Source organism: Stutzerimonas stutzeri (assembly GCF_019090095.1).
Taxonomy (GTDB): domain Bacteria; phylum Pseudomonadota; class Gammaproteobacteria; order Pseudomonadales; family Pseudomonadaceae; genus Stutzerimonas; species Stutzerimonas stutzeri_AN.
Genome location: NZ_JAGQFP010000002.1, coordinates 1,657,845 through 1,675,639, shown reverse-complemented (window position 1 = coordinate 1,675,639; position 17,795 = coordinate 1,657,845). Strand labels below are relative to the sequence as shown.

Sequence of the window (17,795 nt, the reverse complement as noted above, 5' to 3'; positions counted from 1 at the left end):
GTCGTTCGGCGTTCTGTTGCAATCGACAAATCGAGGGCAAAAAAAAAGGGGCGGGGTTAACCCCGCCCGCCTCCTTCCCTACTTCCCTTTATTTCCTGCTCATCGTCCTGATGAAACCGCATCCAGCGGTAGCTCCTGACCGATATCCTTTTCGGCTGTGCTTGTCCTTAAGCACGGAGCCGATATTAAGGCTTTGAGCGACCACAGCAACCGGTAAAAATCCCTGATAGCCACTTGCCAAATATTTTTCTATTTATAAATAGCTTTATTTTTCAATGAGTTACTGAACCAAAAAAGCGCAGAAGACAGTTCTCCGCTTTTTTTTCAGGCTTGGCTTACAGCGCGTGTAAGCAAATGCTTACACGCTAACGAGCTTTCATGGAATTCCCATATACCGGGAGTTAACCCGCCGCACCTCGACGTCAGGAAGGCGCCAAGGTAAAGGAACGGTCAGCCCCTTCCCTTCAGGAAAGAGGCTGACGTGCTCAGCGGAAAAGGGATTCGCTGGACAGGCCGTTGCGCTCCAGGATTTCACGCAACCGCTTGAGCGCTTCCACCTGGATCTGTCGAACCCGCTCGCGAGTCAGGCCGATTTCCTGGCCGACCTCTTCCAAGGTGCAGCTTTCATGGCCGCGCAAACCGAAACGCCGAATGACGACCTCGCGCTGTTTCTCGGTCAAGTCGGACAACCACTGGTCGATGCTTTCGGAGAGATCGTCGTCGAGCAGCAGGTCACAGGGATCGCTGGGCCGATCGTCGGTGAGGGTATCGAGCAAGGTCTTGTCGGTGTCCGGACCAAGCGATACGTCCACAGAGGTCACGCGCTCGTTGAGCCCCAGCATCCGCTTGACTTCGGCAACGGGCTTCTCGAGCAGATTGGCGATTTCTTCCGGGCTAGGCTCATGGTCGAGCTTCTGAGTCAGCTCGCGCGCGGCACGCAGGTAGACGTTGAGTTCCTTGACCACGTGAATCGGTAGGCGAATGGTGCGCGTCTGATTCATGATCGCGCGCTCGATGGTCTGCCGTATCCACCAGGTCGCGTAAGTGGAGAAGCGGAAGCCGCGTTCCGGATCGAACTTCTCGACGGCGCGAATCAGGCCGAGATTTCCCTCTTCCACCAGATCGAGCAAGGACAGACCGCGATTGACGTAACGTCGGGCGATCTTGACCACCAGGCGCAAGTTGCTTTCGATCATCCGCTTACGCCCGGCTGGGTCGCCCTTCTGCGCAAGACGTGCGAAATGCACTTCCTGTTCAGGGGTAAGCAGGGGGGAAAAACCGATCTCGTTGAGGTAGAGCTGAGTCGCATCGAGCGCGCGCGTGTAATCGATGAACTTATGTTGCGATGTGGTCTTTGACTTGGTGCCAACGGAACCGGCACGGGAGATCTCGCTGAGTGGATCTGCGTCCGCGGACGGCTCCATGAGTAGAACGGCATCGTCTACGTCAAACTCCGGCACTTCTTTTTTGAGAGCCATTATTGTTTTCCTGTTCTGAGTTCGACAACAGGCTCAGGCGGCGCACCTCCTTGGCATCGCTCAAGCCCCTCCTAGTGCCGGAACAGGTGGCTCAGATCATCGCTTTGGCAGGTATTGCAGCGGGTCCACGGGTTTGCCTTGGCGGCGAATCTCAAAGTGCAGCTTCACCCGGTCGGTTCCAGTCGATCCCATCTCGGCAATGGTCTGCCCAGCTTTGACTTGTTGCCCCTCCTGCACCAGCAGCCTGCGGTTGTGACCGTAGGCGCTTACATAGGTATCGCTGTGCTTGATGATCACAAGTTCGCCGTAACCCCGTAAACCACTGCCGGCGTACACAACAGCCCCATCAGAAGCAGCTAAAACAGGCTGTCCTAATTCCCCGGCGATATCAATGCCTTTATTCAAACTGCCGTTTGAGGAAAATCGACCGATTACCGTGCCGCCCGTTGGCCAGGCCCAGCCGCTTGCCGAGCGGGTCACCGGCTGAACCTTGGTGCTCGCCACAGGCGGCCTGGCAGCCGGCTCGCTGGGCTTGGTCAAGGGCGGCGGTATCGGCACAGGTGTGGTCACGACAGACGGCCTGGTATCAGGCTTGGGGGGCGGCGTAGTGGTCGGACGAGCGGTCACGGCGCGGGACGCCTGGCCGCCGAAACGAATCGTCTGCCCCGGATAGATGACATGCGGCGGTGGGATGTTGTTGACCCTGGCCAGATCGCGCCAGTCCCAGCCAAAGCGGAAGGCGATGGACCAGAGCGTATCGCCACGGCGTACGATGTAGTGCCCGCTGTTCACACGGTCACGGCTATTGCGGTCGACCACACTGACGCCACCGGATGGCGAGCTGGCGCAACCTGCCAGCAATGTCCCCGCTAGCATGGCGAGAAGCGCGCAACGGACTGACGAACTGCGTATCCACTGCATGCTGGCTATGAGCTTCAATGCCCGCTCCCTATGATCGACAAGTCGGTTCAGACGCTTTGCGCAACTGGCTGGCCGCGACCGGCGAACCACTCGAGCCCAAGCACCAGCGCTACACCCGCGACCGCCAACAGAATAGCCAGCAATAGCTGCGGATCCTGCCCGGTCAGATCGCCGTAGGTACTGGGCAGCAGATTGTGCTCCAGCAACGGCACGCGCTGGCCATGCGAGTCGGTGCGCCAGGTCAAGGTCTCTTTCCATGGCCAGACCTTGTTCAGCGAGCCCAGCATCAATCCGGTGAGGAAGGCCAAGGTCAGATCGCGCCAGCGGCCTAATACCCAACCGAGCAGGCGCGCGAAGCTCAGCAGGCCGATCAGGCAGCCCGACGCAAAGGTCAGCATGATTGCCGCGTCCAGCGTTTTGACTGCGCCGAGGATGACCGGATACAACCCAAGCAGCACCAGGATGAAGCTACCGGAGATGCCCGGCAGAATCATTGCGCAAATGGCGATCGCCCCAGCAAAGAACACGCTGATGCCGCTGGTCCCCCACTGCATGGGCGCAGCGACCGTGATCCAATAGGCGAAGCCGATGCCCAGGCAAAGGCTGAGCAGACGAGACGGACCGCGGTGTTGAATCTCCTTGCTGACCAAATGCACCGACACCAGGATCAAGCCGAAGAAGAACGACCATACCGGGATCGGATGATGCTCGAGCAGATAGGTGATCAGCTTCGCCAAGCTGAATACGCTGGTGAGGATGCCGGCGAACAGAACCACGAGAAAGGTCGCGTTGGCGGTACGCCAGGCCTCGGCGACGCGTCCCTTGAGCAACGGCACAACGGCATTCGGCACGGACGCGATGGAGCGCAGCAGCTCATCGTAAATACCGGTGATGAACGCAACGGTCCCACCCGACACGCCGGGCACGACATCCGCTGCGCCCATGGCCATGCCCTTGGCATACAACAACAACGCGTTTTTCATGCTTCCTTCCGCTGAGATCAAACTACAGGTCCATTGAGCAGCGGCACGAAGCGCACGGTGTCCAGCAGATGGCGGGAAAAACCGTCTTCCTCTCGAACGATCAGCATCAGTTGCTGGACTTCACCAACCCCTACCGGAATCACCAGCCGCCCGCCGGGAGCCAGTTGATCGAGCAGGGCCTGTGGCACGTCGGCTGCCGCCGCGGTAACGATGATGCCGTTGTAGGGAGCCAATGCAGGCCACCCTTCCCAGCCATCACCCCAGCGAAAGACCACATTGCGCAACTTGAGTTCGACCAGGCGCTCTTTCGCTTTGTCCTGCAAGGCCTGAATCCGCTCCACCGAAAACACCCGCTCGACCAGTTGCGCCAGCACGGCCGTCTGGTAACCGGAGCCGGTCCCTATTTCCAATACCTTGTCCAGCGGACCGTCAGCGAGCAGCAATTCGCTCATCCGCGCGACCATGAAGGGTTGCGAAATGGTCTGGTTATGGCCGATCGGGAGCGCGGTGTCCTCGTAGGCACGATGGGACAGTGCTTCATCGACGAATAGATGGCGCGGAGTGCGCCGAATGACTTCCAGTACCCGCGGGTCCGAGAGCCCTTCTTCGTACAGCCGCTGAATCAATCGATCACGGGTCCGCTGCGAGGTCATGCCAGTGCCATGGCGCAGGAGATCGTCTTGTCCTCGATGATTCACAGCACATCCTCCAGCCAGTGATCGAGCCCCTTGAACGCTTCGTGGAACGTCCGATCGAGTTGCAGCGGGGTGATCGAGACATAGCCCTGCATCACCGCGTGGAAGTCAGTCCCCGGACCGCCGTCCTCGACATCCCCGGCCACCGAAATCCAGTAGCCGTCCTTGCCGCGTGGGTTGGCCTGCTTTACGGGTGGTTTGGCGCGGCGGCGATGGCCGAGACGGGTCAGCTGGATGCCGCGGATATGGTCCAGCGGCAGATTGGGGACGTTGACGCTGAGGACGGTACGCGGCGGCAGGTCGAGACTCTGCTCTCGTTCGACGAGCCGGCGAGCGATGTAGGCAGCCGTCGGCAGGTTGTCGGTCAGTCGCGACACCAGCGAGAACGCGAACGCTGGTTTGCCGGTGAAACGCCCCTCGATGGCAGCGGCCACCGTGCCGGAATAGAGCACATCGTCGCCCAGGTTCGCGCCCAGATTGATGCCTGACACCACCATGTCCGGCGTCTCTTCGAGCAGGCCGTTGATGCCCAGGTGGACGCAATCGGTGGGTGTACCGTTCACGCCGATGAAACCGTTAGGCATGGTGGTGGGATGCAGCGGGCGATCCAGGGTCAGCGCGCTGCTGGCGCCACTCATGTCCTGGATGGGGGCAACCACCTTGCACTCGGCATAATCCGCCAGCGCGTCATAAAGCGCGGCGAGCCCGGGTGCATACACCCCGTCGTCGTTGGCGATCAGAATACGCATCAGATGTCCGTCTGCCCTGCCAGGCTGACCAGTTCACGTACCACAGCGGTGGCAAAGCACCCGGTCGGCAGGACGAATTCAAGTTGCAGAATGTCAGGCTCGGGATAATGCCACGACAAGCCGTTAATGGGGAGGCGAAGAATGCGCCGTTCGTGCTTCATTCCGGCTTCTGCGAGCCACTTGGCGATTGACGGCTCGGCAGCGGCGACGGCCGCCTCCAACGCCTGGGCACCGGCTGCCGTCGGCGACTCCCCAGCCCCCCAAAGCGGGCCGGTGGGATGCAAGTCGAGCACGGCCAGGCGGGGGTCGTTGCACTCGGCCTCGCCGGCGGGAAAGAAGCTGCGGCTGTCGGTAAACGCCAGCAGATCACCGACACAGGCGCGATTCCAGCTACCGTTGGCGACCCGCTCGGCCAGTACACGATTAAACAGATAGCTGCGCCCGGCCGACAACAGCCGCGAGCGCAGATTGCGTTGCACCGGCAGTTCGTTACGCTCGGCATATTCACGGGCGCCATGGACGTTGCCACCATCGAAGCCGAATCGTTGCAGGCCGAAATAGTTGGGCACGCCTTGTTGCTTGATCCGCGTAAGGCGGGCATCGAGTTCGACCCGATCGGCCTGCAACTCGGTCAGACGCAGAGTGAAGCCGTTCGCCGAATGAGCGCCGCGTTGGAGCTTGCGCTGGTGGCGTCCGGCCTTGAGGATCTTCAACGTGTCGTCTTCGGCCTTGGTCAGGTCGGGATCGGCCTTGCCGGGCAAATGCAGGCTGAACCACTGGCGGGTCAGCGCCTGTCGGTCCTTCAACCCGGCGTAGCTGATGCTGCGAGCCGGTACGCCGGCCGCCCGAGCCAAGCGTCGCGCGGCCTCCTCGGTGTTGAGATTGCGCTTCTCGACCCACAGCCAAAGATGCTCGCCGGTACCCGACAGCGGAATATCCAGCACTTCGTCGACCTGAAAATCTTCGGCAACCGCCTTGAGCACGGCCGAGCCACAGGCGCCACCATGGGCCCGCGGGCCGAGCAACTGATCTTCGGTCATGCGCTGATCAGCAACGCGACGGCATGCACGGCAATGCCTTCTTCGCGCCCGGTGAAGCCGAGCTTCTCGGTGGTGGTTGCCTTGACGTTGACCTGGTCCAGGTCGACTCGCAAATCCTCGGCGATCGACCTGCGCATCGCCTCGATATGCGGCGCCATCTTCGGCGCCTGCGCGACGATGGTGGCGTCGACGTTGGCGACCTTCCAGCCCTTCGCCTGTACCTGTTCGAGTACATGACGCAGCAGTACCCGGCTGTCGGCGCCCTTGAAGGCCGGGTCGGTGTCCGGGAAGTGCTTGCCGATATCGCCCAGCGCCGCGGCGCCGAGCAGGGCGTCGCTCAGCGCATGCAACAGCACGTCGCCATCCGAATGCGCCAACAGGCCGAACCTGTGCGGGATTCGAACGCCGCCGAGCGTGACGAAATCACCTTCGCCGAAACGATGGACGTCATAACCGTGACCGATACGCATAGTTGGATACCCAGAACAATTCAGCCGGGGATTCTACAGGACCCGGTCAACGGTTGAAGTCATCCAGCACGAGCGACGATCGACACCAGCGATAAGCACCATCAACCGGATCGATTCGGCATCGCCTTTTGACGATATATAGTTCGCTCCATCGCGATATACCGAACCGGACAACGCCATGCCTGACGACCTCGATGATCTTACCAAGGCAATCGCCCACCCTCTGCGGCGGGAAATCCTGCACTGGTTGAAAGAGCCCGAACGCTACTTTCCCGAGCAGCATCATTCGCTGGAAAACGGCGTCTGCGCCGGACAGATCGATCAACGCGCCGGGTTATCGCAGTCCACCGTCTCGGCCCACCTGGCCACGCTGCAACGCGCCGGGCTGATCACCAATCGCAAGGTTGGCCAGTGGCATTTCTTCAAACGCAATGAACCGGCTATCGCGGCCTTTCTGGCTCGCCTCGCCGAACAACTTTGATCGCTCACCGCCTTCGAACCCGAAACAGGAGCAGCATCGCTATGCCCACACTTTTCGATCCGATCAAGATCGGCGACCTGGAACTGGCCAATCGCATCATCATGGCTCCGCTGACTCGCTGCCGCGCCGAGCCGGGCCGAGTCCCCGGTGACCTGATTGCCGAATACTATGGCCAGCGCGCCGGCGCCGGTCTGATCATCAGCGAAGCCACATCGGTCACCCCGATGGGTGTCGGCTACCCCGACACGCCCGGCATCTGGTCCGCCGAACAGGTCCAGGGCTGGAAGAAGGTCACCGATGCCGTGCATGCCAAGGGTGGCAAGATCGTCCTGCAGCTATGGCACGTCGGTCGGATTTCCGACCCGATCTACCTCGACGGTCAGCTCCCGGTCGCTCCGAGCGCCATCAAGCCGGCTGGCCATGTCAGCCTGGTACGGCCGATGAAGGGCTACGAAACACCCCGAGCCCTGGAAACCGATGAAATCGCTGGCATCGTCGAGGCTTACCGCAAGGGCGCCGAGAACGCCCGCGAAGCCGGGTTCGACGGCGTGGAGATCCACGGTGCCAACGGTTATCTGCTCGACCAGTTCCTGCAGGACAGCACCAACCAGCGTACCGACCAATACGGCGGCTCCCTGGAGAACCGTGCCCGGCTGTTGCTGGAAGTGACCGACGCGGCCATCAGCGTCTGGGGTCCGGGCCGTGTCGGCGTCCATCTGGCTCCACGGGCCGACGCCCACGACATGGGTGATTCCAACCGCGCCGAAACCTTCGGCTACGTGGCACGTGAGCTGGGCAAGCGCGGCATTGCCTTCATCTGCACCCGGGAAAAAGCCGCTGAGGACAGCCTCGGTCCGCAGCTGAAGGAGATCTTCGGTGGCGCCTACATCGCCAACGAGCGCTTCACAAAGGAACAGGCCAATGCCTGGCTCGACGAAGGCAAGGCAGACGCCGTCGCCTTCGGCATTCCCTACATCGCCAACCCGGACCTGGTTCAGCGTCTACGCCAGGACGCCCCGCTCAACGAACCGCGCCCCGACCTCTTCTACGCCCAGGGCGCCGAGGGTTACACCGATTATCCGTCGCTCTAGCTCCTTGCGATGGAAAAGCCCGACCGGGTAACCGGCCGGGCTTTTTTTTCGCCTGGCGGACAAGCGCCGCAGCGCTTGAGAGGCTCAGCCCTTCAGCGCCTGCGCGTGGTGCCGGAGGTGATCGTCGATGAAGCTCGAAATGAAGTAGTAGCTGTGATCGTAGCCAGGCTGGATACGCAGCGTCAGCGGATGCTCGGCAGCCTTGGCAGCCGCCTCCAGCGCTTCGGGTTTGAGCTGATTGACCATGAAGTCGTCGCGATCACCCTGATCGATCAGTATCGGCAGCTTCTCCTCGGCCCTAGCCAATAGCGCACAGGCATCCCATTCGCGCCAGCGCGAACGATCACTGCCTAGATAGCCGCTGAACGCCTTCTCGCCCCACGGACAATCGGCCGGGTTGGTAATCGGCGCGAAAGCGGAGAGCGACCGGTAACGGCCCGGGTTCTTCAACGCGCACACCAGGGCGCCGTGGCCGCCCATGGAGTGACCACTGATGCCGCGCTTGTCCGACACCGGAAAATTCGCCTCGATCAGCGACGGCAGCTCATCGACTACATAGTCGTACATGCGGTAGTGCTGCGCCCAAGGCTCCTCAGTGGCATTGAGGTAAAAGCCGGCTCCCAGGCCGAAGTCATACGCCGCGTCCGGATCATCGGGCACGTCGGCACCCCGCGGGCTGGTATCCGGCGCGACGATGATCAAACCGAGCTCCGCCGCCAAACGATGCGCACCGGCCTTCTGCATGAAGTTCTCGTCGGTGCACGTCAGGCCAGACAGCCAATAGAGCACCGGCAGCTTGTCGCCCTGCTCCGCCTGCGGCGGCAGGTAAACCGCGAACACCATGTCGCAGTTCAAACTGGTCGAACGGTGCCGATAGCGCTTGTGCCAGCCGCCGAAGCTCTTCTGGCAGGAAATGTTCTCAAGGCTCATAGGCCCTCCCGGCTGCACGCCGCATCGACCGGCCCGCGGCCCGTCGATGCGGCGCGACGCACTGATCAGAAATGGATGACGGTGCGAATGCTTTTGCCTTCGTGCATCAGATCAAAGGCCTGATTGATCTCATCCAGCCCCATGTTGTGGGTGATGAAGGTGTCGAGCGGAATCTCGCCCTTCTGCGACTTCTCGACGTAGCCCGGCAGCTCGCTGCGGCCCTTGACGCCACCGAAGGCGCTGCCGCGCCAGACGCGACCGGTCACCAGCTGGAACGGACGGGTGCTGATCTCGGCGCCGGCCGGCGCCACGCCGATGATGGTCGACTCGCCCCAGCCCTTGTGACAGCACTCCAGCGCCGCGCGCATCAGCTGCACATTGCCGATGCACTCGAAGCTGTAGTCGACGCCGCCGTCGGTCATCTCGACGATCACTTCCTGGATCGGCTTGCTGTGCTCCTTCGGGTTGACGAAGTCGGTGATGCCCAGCTCACGGGCCACGGCTTCCTTGGCCGGGTTGATGTCGATGCCGATGATCCGCGAAGCCTTGGCCATCTTCGCGCCGATGATCGCCGCCAGACCGATGCCACCGAGACCGAAGATGGCGACCGTGGCGCCCTCTTCCACCTTGGCGGTATTGAGCACCGCACCGATACCGGTGGTGACACCACAGCCCAGCAGGCAGACCTTGTCCAACGGCGCTTCCTTGGGGATCACCGCCACGGAGACTTCCGGCAGCACGGTGTACTCGGAGAAGGTCGAACAACCCATGTAGTGGTAAACCGGCTGCCCCTGATAAGAGAAGCGGCTGGTGCCGTCCGGCATCAGGCCCTTGCCCTGGGTGGCGCGGACCGAGCTGCACAGGTTGGTCTTGTTGGATTTGCAGAATTTGCACTGACCGCACTCGGCGGTGTAGAGCGGGATTACATGGTCGCCAACGGCTACCGAGGTCACACCCTCGCCCACGGCCTCGACGATGCCGCCGCCCTCATGCCCGAGGATGCACGGGAAGACGCCCTCCGAGTCCTGGCCGGACAGGGTGTAAGCGTCGGTATGGCAGACGCCCGACGCGACGATTCGGACCAGTACTTCGCCGGCCTTGGGCGGCTCGACGTCCACTTCGACGATCTGCAAAGGTTGATTGGGCGCAAAGGCAACTGCCGCACGGGATTTGATGGTCATGAACGCTTACTCGCGAGTGGGTGAAGTGGCAGGCAGTGTAGTTTGCTCTGCCAGAAGGGTTAATAAAGCGTTTATGGAAACATTGTTGCTATACGGGGATAATCACGAGCGAAGCTTATCGATGCGGGAGACTGATGGTGAATCGCTGGGAAGGGCTCGACGAGTTCGTCGCCGTCGCTGAATGCGGAAGCTTTCTGCGAGCGGCCGAACACTTGCGGGTATCGTCCTCGCACGTCAGCCGCCAGGTCGCCCGCCTCGAGGAACGCCTGCAGGCGCGCCTGCTCTACCGCACCACCCGGCGCGTCTCGCTGACCGAGGCGGGCCACACGTTTCTGAGCCGCTGCCAGCGGCTCATCGAGGAGCGTGACGAAGCCTTCCACGCGGTCAGCGACCTTCACGCGGCCCCTACCGGTTTGCTGCGCATGACCGCAGCCGTCGCATACGGCGAGCGCTTCATCGTTCCGCTGGTAAACGATTTCATGGCCCAGCATCCGCAGCTGCGGGTCGAGATCGAGCTGTCGAACCGGACCCTGGACTTGGTCCAGGAAGGCTACGATCTGGCCATACGCCTGGGCCGGCTCAGCGAATCGCGGTTGGTCGCGACGCGCATCGCACCACGCGCCATGTACCTGTGCGCAGCACCGGCCTATCTGGAACGCTACGGGCGGCCGCACACCCTCTCGGAACTTGCGCGGCACAACTGCCTGGTTGGCACTGCCGATACCTGGATGCTCCAGGTGGACGGCCGTGAGCACCCGTTCAGGCCCACCGGAAACTGGCGCTGCAACAGCGGCCAGGCGGTGCTCGACGCCGCACTCCGTGGCTTCGGCCTCTGCCAGCTGCCTGACTATTACGTGCAGGAGCCGCTGCGCCGCGGTGAGCTGGTGTCCTTGCTGGAAGCCAATCAGCCACCGAACACCGCAGTCTGGGCGGTCTACCCCCAGCGTCGCTATCCCTTGCCCAAGGTTCGCCTGTTGGTACACGCCCTCAAGGAGGGACTGGCCATGCGTCCGGAGTACCGAAGCCAACGCGACTGAGTGGCGATTGCACCGCGTGTCCGACGCCAGCCAGCAGGCGGAACCCGGCTTAACCCACCACGTCGAAGTTGTGAAGCCGGCGCCTCCGGCCCCCTGCTTGAGCGAGCCGGCGATTCGATCAGGAGGACAACATGCAGATTCTGGTGAACAGCAATCACAGCGTCGACGTGACCAGCAGCCTTGAGGAACACGTCAAGGCGGCGGTGGAAAGCGAGCTGGAGCGTTTCGATGATCAGCTGACCCGAGTCGAAGTTCATCTCAACGATGAGAACAGCGGAAAGAGCGGCCCTCAGGATAAGCGCTGCCAGATGGAAGCCCGCGTGAAAGGCCACGACCCCATCTCAGCCAGCCACAAGGCGGACTCGCTGACCCTTGCCATCGATGGCGCCGCGGAAAAACTCAACCACGCCCTGACCCATGCCCTGGACAAACTGAACCGTCACTGAACCGACCTGATGAACCAGGCCGCCATCTCCATGAGGGAACGAACCATCTGACTACGTGAGGCCGTGTATGAACAGATTGCTCGATCGAGAAACCCTTTCCCAACTGCTGGCCAAACGCCAAGGCCCCTGCCTGTCGCTGTATCAGCCCACTCACCGCAGTTTTCCGGAGCGCCAGCAGGATCCGATCCGCTTCAAGCATCTGGTGCGACAGCTGGAAGACTCACTCAAGCAGCAAGGTCGTGCCGACCAGGCCAAGTCGCTGCTCAAGCGCTTCTACGCACTGATCGACGACGTCGATTTCTGGAATTCCAACCGCGACGGACTCGCCGTGTTCGGCGCCGCCGACTATTTCGAGGTATTCCGCCTGCAGCGCAGTGTGCCCGAGCTCGCGGTCGCCAACGATCGCATGCACCTCAAACCCTTGCTACGCATCGCCCAATCCGCCGATCGCTACCAGATTCTCGCGCTCACCCTCGATTCGGTCCGTCTGTTCGAAGGCAATCGTGACGGTATCGACGAGGTCACGCTGGCCGACGGCGTACCGAAAACCATCGAAGAAGCGCTAGGCCGCGAGCTGACCGAGAAGGGCCAGACCGGTTTCCCCCAGGGGTTCGGCCGCGCCAGTGAGCGCGGCGACCCCATGCAGATGGAGAGCGGCGGCGCCGGCCGGCAGGACGAGATCGACAGGGACCGCGAGCGCTTCTTCCGTGAGGTGGACCGGGCGATTCTGGAACATCACAGCCGCAAATCCCGCTTGCCGCTCATCCTTGCCGCCCTTCCGGAACACCAGTCCCACTTCCGCAAACACAGCCACAACGAGTTCCTGCTCCCGGAGGGTATCGAGAGCGATGCATCGCTGTTGAGTCACGACGACTTGCGCGCAAAGAGCTGGATGGTGATGCAGCCGCGGTATATCCAGCGCCTCGAAGGCTTCCTCGACCAGTACGGGGAATCCCATGGGCAAGGCCTGGCCACCGATCAACTGGAGCAGATCGGCCAGGCTACGATCGAGGGTCGCGTCGCGACATTGCTGGTCGAGGCCGAGCGGCAGATTCCAGGCGTAGCAGACAAGGAACAGGGCAAGGCACTGGCCGTCGATGACGGCTCAGCCACCACACCGGACCTGCTCGATGAGTTGACCATCTGGACGTTGGAGCACGGCGGTGAAGTGATTTCGGTGCCCACCGAGCGCATGCCGACTCAAAGCGGCGCGGCCGCCATCTATCGCTACTAGCCAAGCCAGCACAGGCCAGGAGGGGCTATCTCTCCTGGCTCACCACCAGAGCGGAGCGGTGCTTGGTATCAGCGTTGCCAGCGCTGTTCCAGCCACTGCAGATCTTCCGGACGCGTTACCTTGAGGTTGTCTGCGCGTCCCTCGATAAGTCTCGGCGCGTGCCCTGCCCACTCCAGGGCGGAGGCCTCATCGGTAATCGCAACACCGGCGGCAAGGGCTCCGGCCAGCGTCTCGCATAGCAGCCCGAGCCGGAACATCTGCGGCGTGAACGCTTGCCAGATCACGCTGCGATCAACTGTTTCCTGAACACGCCCGCCAGGGCCAGCCCGCTTCAGCGTATCGCGGGCAGGCACAGCAAGCAGCCCGCCCACCGGATCACTCGCGAGCTCGCCCAGCAAGCGGTCCAGGTCCTCACGCGCCAGATTGGGTCGAGCCGCATCATGCACCAGCACCCAATCCTCAGCACGCGCCCCCAACTCGAACAGACGGCGCAACCCGGCTAGCACCGAGTCGGCACGCTCGCCTCCCCCATCGGCCCGCTGAACGCGTGGGTCGCTGGCAATTGCAAGCTTCGGCCAGTACGGATCCTCGGCAGCCAGGCAGACCACCAGGCCCTGAAGGCGCGGATGATCGAGAAAACGACCGAGGGTATGTTCGATGATGGTCATGCCGGCCAGCGACAGGTACTGCTTGGGCCGATCGGCGCGCATGCGACTACCGACCCCGGCCGCGGGGATGACGACCCAGAAAGACGGAAGCATGGTTACCTTACTCGGCAAGTTGGTAGAGGGTCTCGCCCTCTTTGACCATGCCGAGTTCGTGACGGGCGCGTTCCTCTACCGTCTCCATACCCCGCTTGAGCTCCTTGACCTCCGCCTCGAGGATGCGGTTTCGCTCGAGCAGGCGCTGGTTTTCGCCCTGCTGTTCAGCGATCTGCTTGTTCAAGCCGCTGACCTGGGCCAGGCTGCCTTCGCCCACCCAAAGGCGATACTGCAAGCCACCCAACAGCAGGAGCAAGACGACCAACAACCAGTAGGGACTGCGCATGGAGGACATGGAACGAATTCGATTGGTTTCAGCAAACGGTGTATCGGCAGCGGACAGCAACATGCTCGGCCTTCCTTGGCTAATACGCCTTCGTACGACGGACCTTAGCAGCGCTGACCGCCGACCACAAAAAAGGGCGACTATCGCCGCCCCTTTCTAGCATGCTCGGTATCAACCACGGAACTCGGCACGGCCCTTGTAAGGCGCTTTTCCGCCGAGCTGCTCTTCGATACGCAGCAGCTGGTTGTACTTGGAGACGCGATCCGAACGGCACAGCGAGCCGGTCTTGATCTGGCCTGCAGCCGTACCGACCGCCAGGTCAGCAATGGTGTGATCCTCGGTCTCGCCGGAGCGGTGAGAAATCACGGCAGTGTAGCCCGCCGCTTTGGCCATCTGGATGGCTTCCAGCGTCTCGGTCAGCGAGCCGATCTGGTTGAACTTGATCAGGATCGAGTTAGCGATGCCCTTCTCGATGCCTTCCTTGAGAATCTTGGTGTTGGTCACGAACAGGTCGTCGCCGACCAGCTGAACCTTGCTGCCGATCTTGTCGGTTAACACTTTCCAGCCAGCCCAGTCGGACTCATCCATACCGTCTTCGATCGAGATGATCGGATAGCGCTCGGACAGTCCTGCCAGATAGTCGGCAAATCCGGCTGCATCGAACACCTTGCCTTCGCCAGCCAGGTCGTACTTGCCGTTCTCGAAGAATTCGCTGGATGCGCAGTCGAGCGCCAGGGTGACATCGTCGCCCAGCTTGTAACCGGCGTTGGCAACGGCTTCGGCAATGGCCGCCAGCGCGTCTTCGTTGGAGGCCAGGTTCGGCGCGAAGCCACCTTCGTCACCGACGGAGGTGCTCAGACCACGAGCCTTCAGTACGGCCTTGAGGTGGTGGAAGATCTCCGCACCCATGCGCAGTGCATCGGCGAAGGTCTTGGCACCGACCGGCTGCACCATGAATTCCTGGATGTCGACGTTGTTGTCGGCGTGCTCGCCGCCATTGATGATGTTCATCATCGGGACCGGCATGGAGTACTGGCCAGGCGTGCCATTGAGGTTGGCGATGTGCGCATAGAGCGGCAGATCCTGGTCCTGCGCGGCGGCCTTGGCGTTGGCCAGCGATACCGCGAGAATCGCGTTGGCGCCCAGCGAGGCTTTGTTCTCGGTACCGTCGAGCTCGATCATGGCGCGGTCCAGCGCCTTCTGGTCCAGCGGATCCTTGCCCAGCAGCAGATCACGGATGGGGCCATTGATGTTGCTGACCGCCTTCAGCACACCTTTGCCCATGTAACGGCTCTTGTCGCCATCGCGCAGTTCCAGCGCCTCACGAGAACCTGTGGACGCACCGGACGGCGCGCAAGCGCTGCCGACGATACCGTTATCCAGGATAACGTCCGCTTCCACGGTGGGGTTGCCACGGGAGTCGAGAACCTCACGCCCTTTGATGTCGACGATCTTTGCCATTTTTTATTAACACTCCGTAGATAGCTTCAAGGCTTCAAGCAGTTTCGATTGGCGAAAAATTCTTGATCAGCTCATCCAGCTGCTTGAGCTGACTGAGGAAGGGTTCGAGCTTGTCCAGACGCAAGGCACAAGGTCCGTCGCACTTGGCGTTTTCCGGATCCGGGTGCGCTTCCAGGAACAGCCCGGCAAGCCCTTGGCTGAGACCGGCCTTCGCAAGATCCGTGACCTGAGCACGACGACCACCTGCCGAGTCGGCACGGCCGCCCGGCATCTGCAGCGCGTGTGTGACATCGAAAATCACCGGATATTCCATCCGCTTCATGATGTCGAAGCCGAGCATGTCGACGACCAGATTGTTGTAGCCGAACGACGAGCCACGTTCGCAGAGGATCAGTTGGTCGTTGCCCGCTTCCTCGCACTTGGTGAGGATGTGCTTCATTTCCTGCGGCGCAAGGAACTGGGCTTTCTTGATGTTGATGACCGCTCCGGTCTTGGCCATCGCCACCACCAGATCGGTCTGGCGCGACAGAAACGCCGGCAACTGGATGATGTCGCAGACCTCGGCCACCGGCTGTGCCTGATGGGGCTCGTGCACGTCGGTGATGACCGGCACGCCGAAAGTCTTCTTCACTTCCTCGAAAATGCGCATCCCCTCTTCCAGTCCCGGGCCGCGGAACGAGTGGATCGAGGAGCGATTGGCCTTGTCGAAACTGGCCTTGAAGATGTAAGGAATGCCGAGCTTCTCGGTGACCTTGACGTAGGTTTCGCAGATCTGCAGCGCCAGGTCGCGCGACTCGAGCACGTTCATGCCGCCGAACAACACGAACGGCTTGTCGTTGGCGATCTCGATACCGCCAACGCGAATGGTCTTCTGGCTCATGCCTTGCTCGCCTTGTAGTCCAGCGCCGCCTTGACGAAGCCGCTGAACAGCGGATGACCGTCGCGAGGCGTGGAGGTGAATTCGGGGTGGAACTGGCACGCCACGAACCACGGATGATCAGGCGCCTCGACCACTTCGACTAGCGCGCCGTCACCGGAGCGACCGGTAATCTTCAAACCGGCGGCCTGCAGCTGTGGCAGGAGGTTGTTGTTGACCTCGTAGCGATGACGGTGGCGCTCGACGATGCGCTCCTTGCCATAGCAGGCATACACGTTGGAGCCTGCCTCAAGACCGCATTCCTGCGCACCCAGGCGCATGGTGCCGCCCAGATCGGAAGCATCGGTGCGGGTTTCCACCGTGCCCGTCGCGTCCGCCCACTCGGTGATGAGACCGACGACTGGATGGGTGCTGTCCTTGTCGAACTCGGTGGAGTTGGCATCGGTCCAGCCCAGCACGTCTCGCGCGAACTCGATGACCGCCACCTGCATACCCAGGCAAATGCCCAGGTAAGGAATCTTGTTCTCGCGTGCGTATTTGACCGTGGCAATCTTGCCTTCCACGCCGCGCAAACCGAAACCACCCGGAACCAGAATCGCATCCATGCCGTCCAGCAGGCCGGTGCCCTGGTTTTCGATGTCTTCGGAATCGATGTAACGCAGGTTCACCTTGGTACGGCTCTGGATGCCAGCGTGGCTCATCGCCTCGATCAGAGATTTATAGGCATCGAGAAGTTCCATGTACTTGCCGACCATGGCGATGGTGACTTCCTTTTCCGGGTTCAGCTTGGCATCGACCACGCGGTCCCATTCGGAAAGGTCGGCGCCACCGCACTCCAGCCCGAAGCGCTCGACGACGAAGTCATCCAGACCCTGCGCGTGCAACACACCCGGAATCTTGTAGATGGTATCCACGTCTTCCAGGCTGATCACCGCGCGCTCTTCGACGTTGGTGAACAGCGCGATCTTGCGGCGCGAAGACACATCGATCGGATGGTCGGAACGGCACACCAACACGTCCGGCTGCAGGCCGATGGAGCGTAGCTCCTTGACCGAGTGCTGGGTCGGCTTTGTCTTGGTCTCGCCGGCGGTGGCGATGTAGGGCACCAGCGTCAGGTGCATCAGCATGGCGCGCTTGGCGCCGACTTCGACGCGCAGTTGGCGAATCGCCTCGAGGAACGGCTGCGATTCGATGTCGCCCACGGTTCCGCCGACCTCCACCAAAGCGACATCGGCATCACCGGCACCTTTGATGATGCGGCGCTTGATCTCGTCGGTAATGTGCGGAATGACCTGGATGGTCGCGCCCAGGTAGTCGCCGCGACGCTCGCGGCGCAGGACGTCTTCGTAGACACGGCCAGTGGTGAAGTTGTTGGCCTTGGTCATCGTCGTGCGAATGAACCGCTCGTAATGCCCCAGGTCCAGGTCGGTCTCGGCGCCGTCGTGTGTGACGAACACTTCCCCGTGCTGGAACGGGCTCATGGTGCCCGGGTCGACGTTGATGTAAGGGTCCAGCTTGAGCATCGTGACCTTCAGGCCCCGCGCCTCCAGGATGGCCGCCAAGGATGCCGAGGCGATGCCTTTCCCCAATGAAGAAACAACACCACCCGTGACGAAGATGTAGCGCGTCATGAAAAACCCTAGAAGTCTGCGTTAAGCGGTCAGCGCCGCCGGG

General features: G+C 61.7%; 18 protein-coding genes and 1 pseudogene. 5 read left to right on the top strand and 14 right to left on the bottom strand.

Features of this window, described 5'->3' with window-relative positions:
• Window positions 1–485: 485 nt before the first annotated feature.
• The 7 genes from rpoS to ispF all read right to left on the bottom strand — a co-directional run bounded on the left by rpoS (window position 486) and on the right by ispF (window position 6,336).
• The gene (rpoS, locus tag KVO92_RS17425) at window positions 486–1,478 is read right to left on the bottom strand and encodes an RNA polymerase sigma factor RpoS (protein WP_217476792.1); all 993 of its coding nucleotides are present in this window, start codon (window positions 1,476–1,478) and stop codon (window positions 486–488) included.
• A 96-nt stretch (window positions 1,479–1,574) separates the two neighbouring features.
• Entirely contained in the window at window positions 1,575–2,399 is an 825-nt protein-coding gene (locus KVO92_RS17420; RefSeq protein WP_217477290.1) for a peptidoglycan DD-metalloendopeptidase family protein, read from the bottom strand.
• Window positions 2,400–2,446: 47 nt separating this feature from the next.
• Window positions 2,447–3,382, bottom strand: coding sequence for a DUF368 domain-containing protein (locus tag KVO92_RS17415; RefSeq protein WP_217476791.1), 936 nt, complete (start codon window positions 3,380–3,382; stop codon window positions 2,447–2,449).
• Between the two features lie 17 nt (window positions 3,383–3,399).
• Window positions 3,400–4,035: a protein-L-isoaspartate(D-aspartate) O-methyltransferase gene (locus KVO92_RS17410; protein WP_102852400.1), complete on the bottom strand. Its 636-nt coding sequence runs from the start codon at window positions 4,033–4,035 to the stop codon at window positions 3,400–3,402.
• A 41-nt stretch (window positions 4,036–4,076) separates the two neighbouring features.
• Entirely contained in the window at window positions 4,077–4,826 is a 750-nt protein-coding gene (gene surE, locus KVO92_RS17405) for a 5'/3'-nucleotidase SurE (RefSeq protein WP_217476790.1), read from the bottom strand.
• Window positions 4,826–5,866 carry a tRNA pseudouridine(13) synthase TruD gene (gene truD / locus KVO92_RS17400; RefSeq protein WP_217476789.1) on the bottom strand — a complete coding sequence of 347 codons (1,041 nt, stop codon included), beginning with the start codon at window positions 5,864–5,866 and terminating at the stop codon, window positions 4,826–4,828. Before truD ends, surE begins: the two co-directional genes overlap by 1 nt.
• Window positions 5,863–6,336 (bottom strand): 2-C-methyl-D-erythritol 2,4-cyclodiphosphate synthase, encoded by a 474-nt coding sequence (gene ispF, locus KVO92_RS17395; protein ID WP_217476788.1) that lies wholly within the window; start codon window positions 6,334–6,336, stop codon window positions 5,863–5,865. Before ispF ends, truD begins: the two co-directional genes overlap by 4 nt.
• Before the next feature lie 178 nt (window positions 6,337–6,514).
• Here ispF and KVO92_RS17390 point away from each other — a divergent pair, with 178 nt between their 5' ends.
• Window positions 6,515–6,817: an ArsR/SmtB family transcription factor gene (locus KVO92_RS17390; protein WP_102852334.1), complete on the top strand. Its 303-nt coding sequence runs from the start codon at window positions 6,515–6,517 to the stop codon at window positions 6,815–6,817.
• 41 nt (window positions 6,818–6,858) lie between these two features.
• Window positions 6,859–7,908, top strand: coding sequence for an alkene reductase (locus KVO92_RS17385; protein WP_217476787.1), 1,050 nt, complete (start codon window positions 6,859–6,861; stop codon window positions 7,906–7,908).
• A gap of 84 nt (window positions 7,909–7,992) precedes the next feature.
• On the opposite strand, the gene fghA is transcribed toward KVO92_RS17385, so the two are convergent.
• Window positions 7,993–8,838, bottom strand: a complete 846-nt coding sequence (gene fghA / locus KVO92_RS17380; protein ID WP_217476786.1) for an S-formylglutathione hydrolase — start codon at window positions 8,836–8,838, stop codon at window positions 7,993–7,995.
• A gap of 65 nt (window positions 8,839–8,903) precedes the next feature.
• On the bottom strand, window positions 8,904–10,019 hold the full coding sequence (locus KVO92_RS17375) for an S-(hydroxymethyl)glutathione dehydrogenase/class III alcohol dehydrogenase (protein WP_217476785.1): 1,116 nt from the start codon (window positions 10,017–10,019) through the stop codon (window positions 8,904–8,906).
• A 137-nt stretch (window positions 10,020–10,156) separates the two neighbouring features.
• Here KVO92_RS17375 and KVO92_RS17370 point away from each other — a divergent pair, with 137 nt between their 5' ends.
• The 3 genes and pseudogenes from KVO92_RS17370 to KVO92_RS17360 all read left to right on the top strand — a co-directional run bounded on the left by KVO92_RS17370 (window position 10,157) and on the right by KVO92_RS17360 (window position 12,736).
• Window positions 10,157–11,056 carry a LysR family transcriptional regulator gene (locus tag KVO92_RS17370; RefSeq protein ID WP_217477289.1) on the top strand — a complete coding sequence of 300 codons (900 nt, stop codon included), beginning with the start codon at window positions 10,157–10,159 and terminating at the stop codon, window positions 11,054–11,056.
• A gap of 131 nt (window positions 11,057–11,187) precedes the next feature.
• Window positions 11,188–11,490: pseudogene (hpf, locus tag KVO92_RS17365) on the top strand (ribosome hibernation-promoting factor, HPF/YfiA family); the annotation flags it as partial.
• Window positions 11,491–11,569: 79 nt separating this feature from the next.
• Complete coding sequence (locus KVO92_RS17360) at window positions 11,570–12,736, top strand: hypothetical protein (RefSeq protein WP_217476783.1); 1,167 nt, start codon at window positions 11,570–11,572, stop codon at window positions 12,734–12,736.
• Window positions 12,737–12,804: 68 nt separating this feature from the next.
• Here KVO92_RS17360 and ispD read toward each other — a convergent pair whose 3' ends face one another.
• The 5 genes from ispD to KVO92_RS17335 all read right to left on the bottom strand — a co-directional run bounded on the left by ispD (window position 12,805) and on the right by KVO92_RS17335 (window position 17,752).
• Window positions 12,805–13,497: a 2-C-methyl-D-erythritol 4-phosphate cytidylyltransferase gene (ispD, locus tag KVO92_RS17355; protein WP_217476782.1), complete on the bottom strand. Its 693-nt coding sequence runs from the start codon at window positions 13,495–13,497 to the stop codon at window positions 12,805–12,807.
• Window positions 13,498–13,504: 7 nt separating this feature from the next.
• A complete protein-coding gene (ftsB, locus tag KVO92_RS17350; protein WP_217477288.1) occupies window positions 13,505–13,783 on the bottom strand; it encodes a cell division protein FtsB in 279 nt (92 codons plus the stop codon).
• 171 nt (window positions 13,784–13,954) lie between these two features.
• The gene (gene eno / locus KVO92_RS17345) at window positions 13,955–15,244 is read right to left on the bottom strand and encodes a phosphopyruvate hydratase (RefSeq protein WP_217476781.1); all 1,290 of its coding nucleotides are present in this window, start codon (window positions 15,242–15,244) and stop codon (window positions 13,955–13,957) included.
• 34 nt (window positions 15,245–15,278) lie between these two features.
• Window positions 15,279–16,124, bottom strand: coding sequence for a 3-deoxy-8-phosphooctulonate synthase (gene kdsA, locus KVO92_RS17340; protein ID WP_217476780.1), 846 nt, complete (start codon window positions 16,122–16,124; stop codon window positions 15,279–15,281).
• The gene (locus tag KVO92_RS17335) at window positions 16,121–17,752 is read right to left on the bottom strand and encodes a CTP synthase (RefSeq protein ID WP_217476779.1); all 1,632 of its coding nucleotides are present in this window, start codon (window positions 17,750–17,752) and stop codon (window positions 16,121–16,123) included. The genes kdsA and KVO92_RS17335 overlap by 4 nt, the downstream gene beginning before the upstream one ends.
• Window positions 17,753–17,795: the final 43 nt, after the last annotated feature.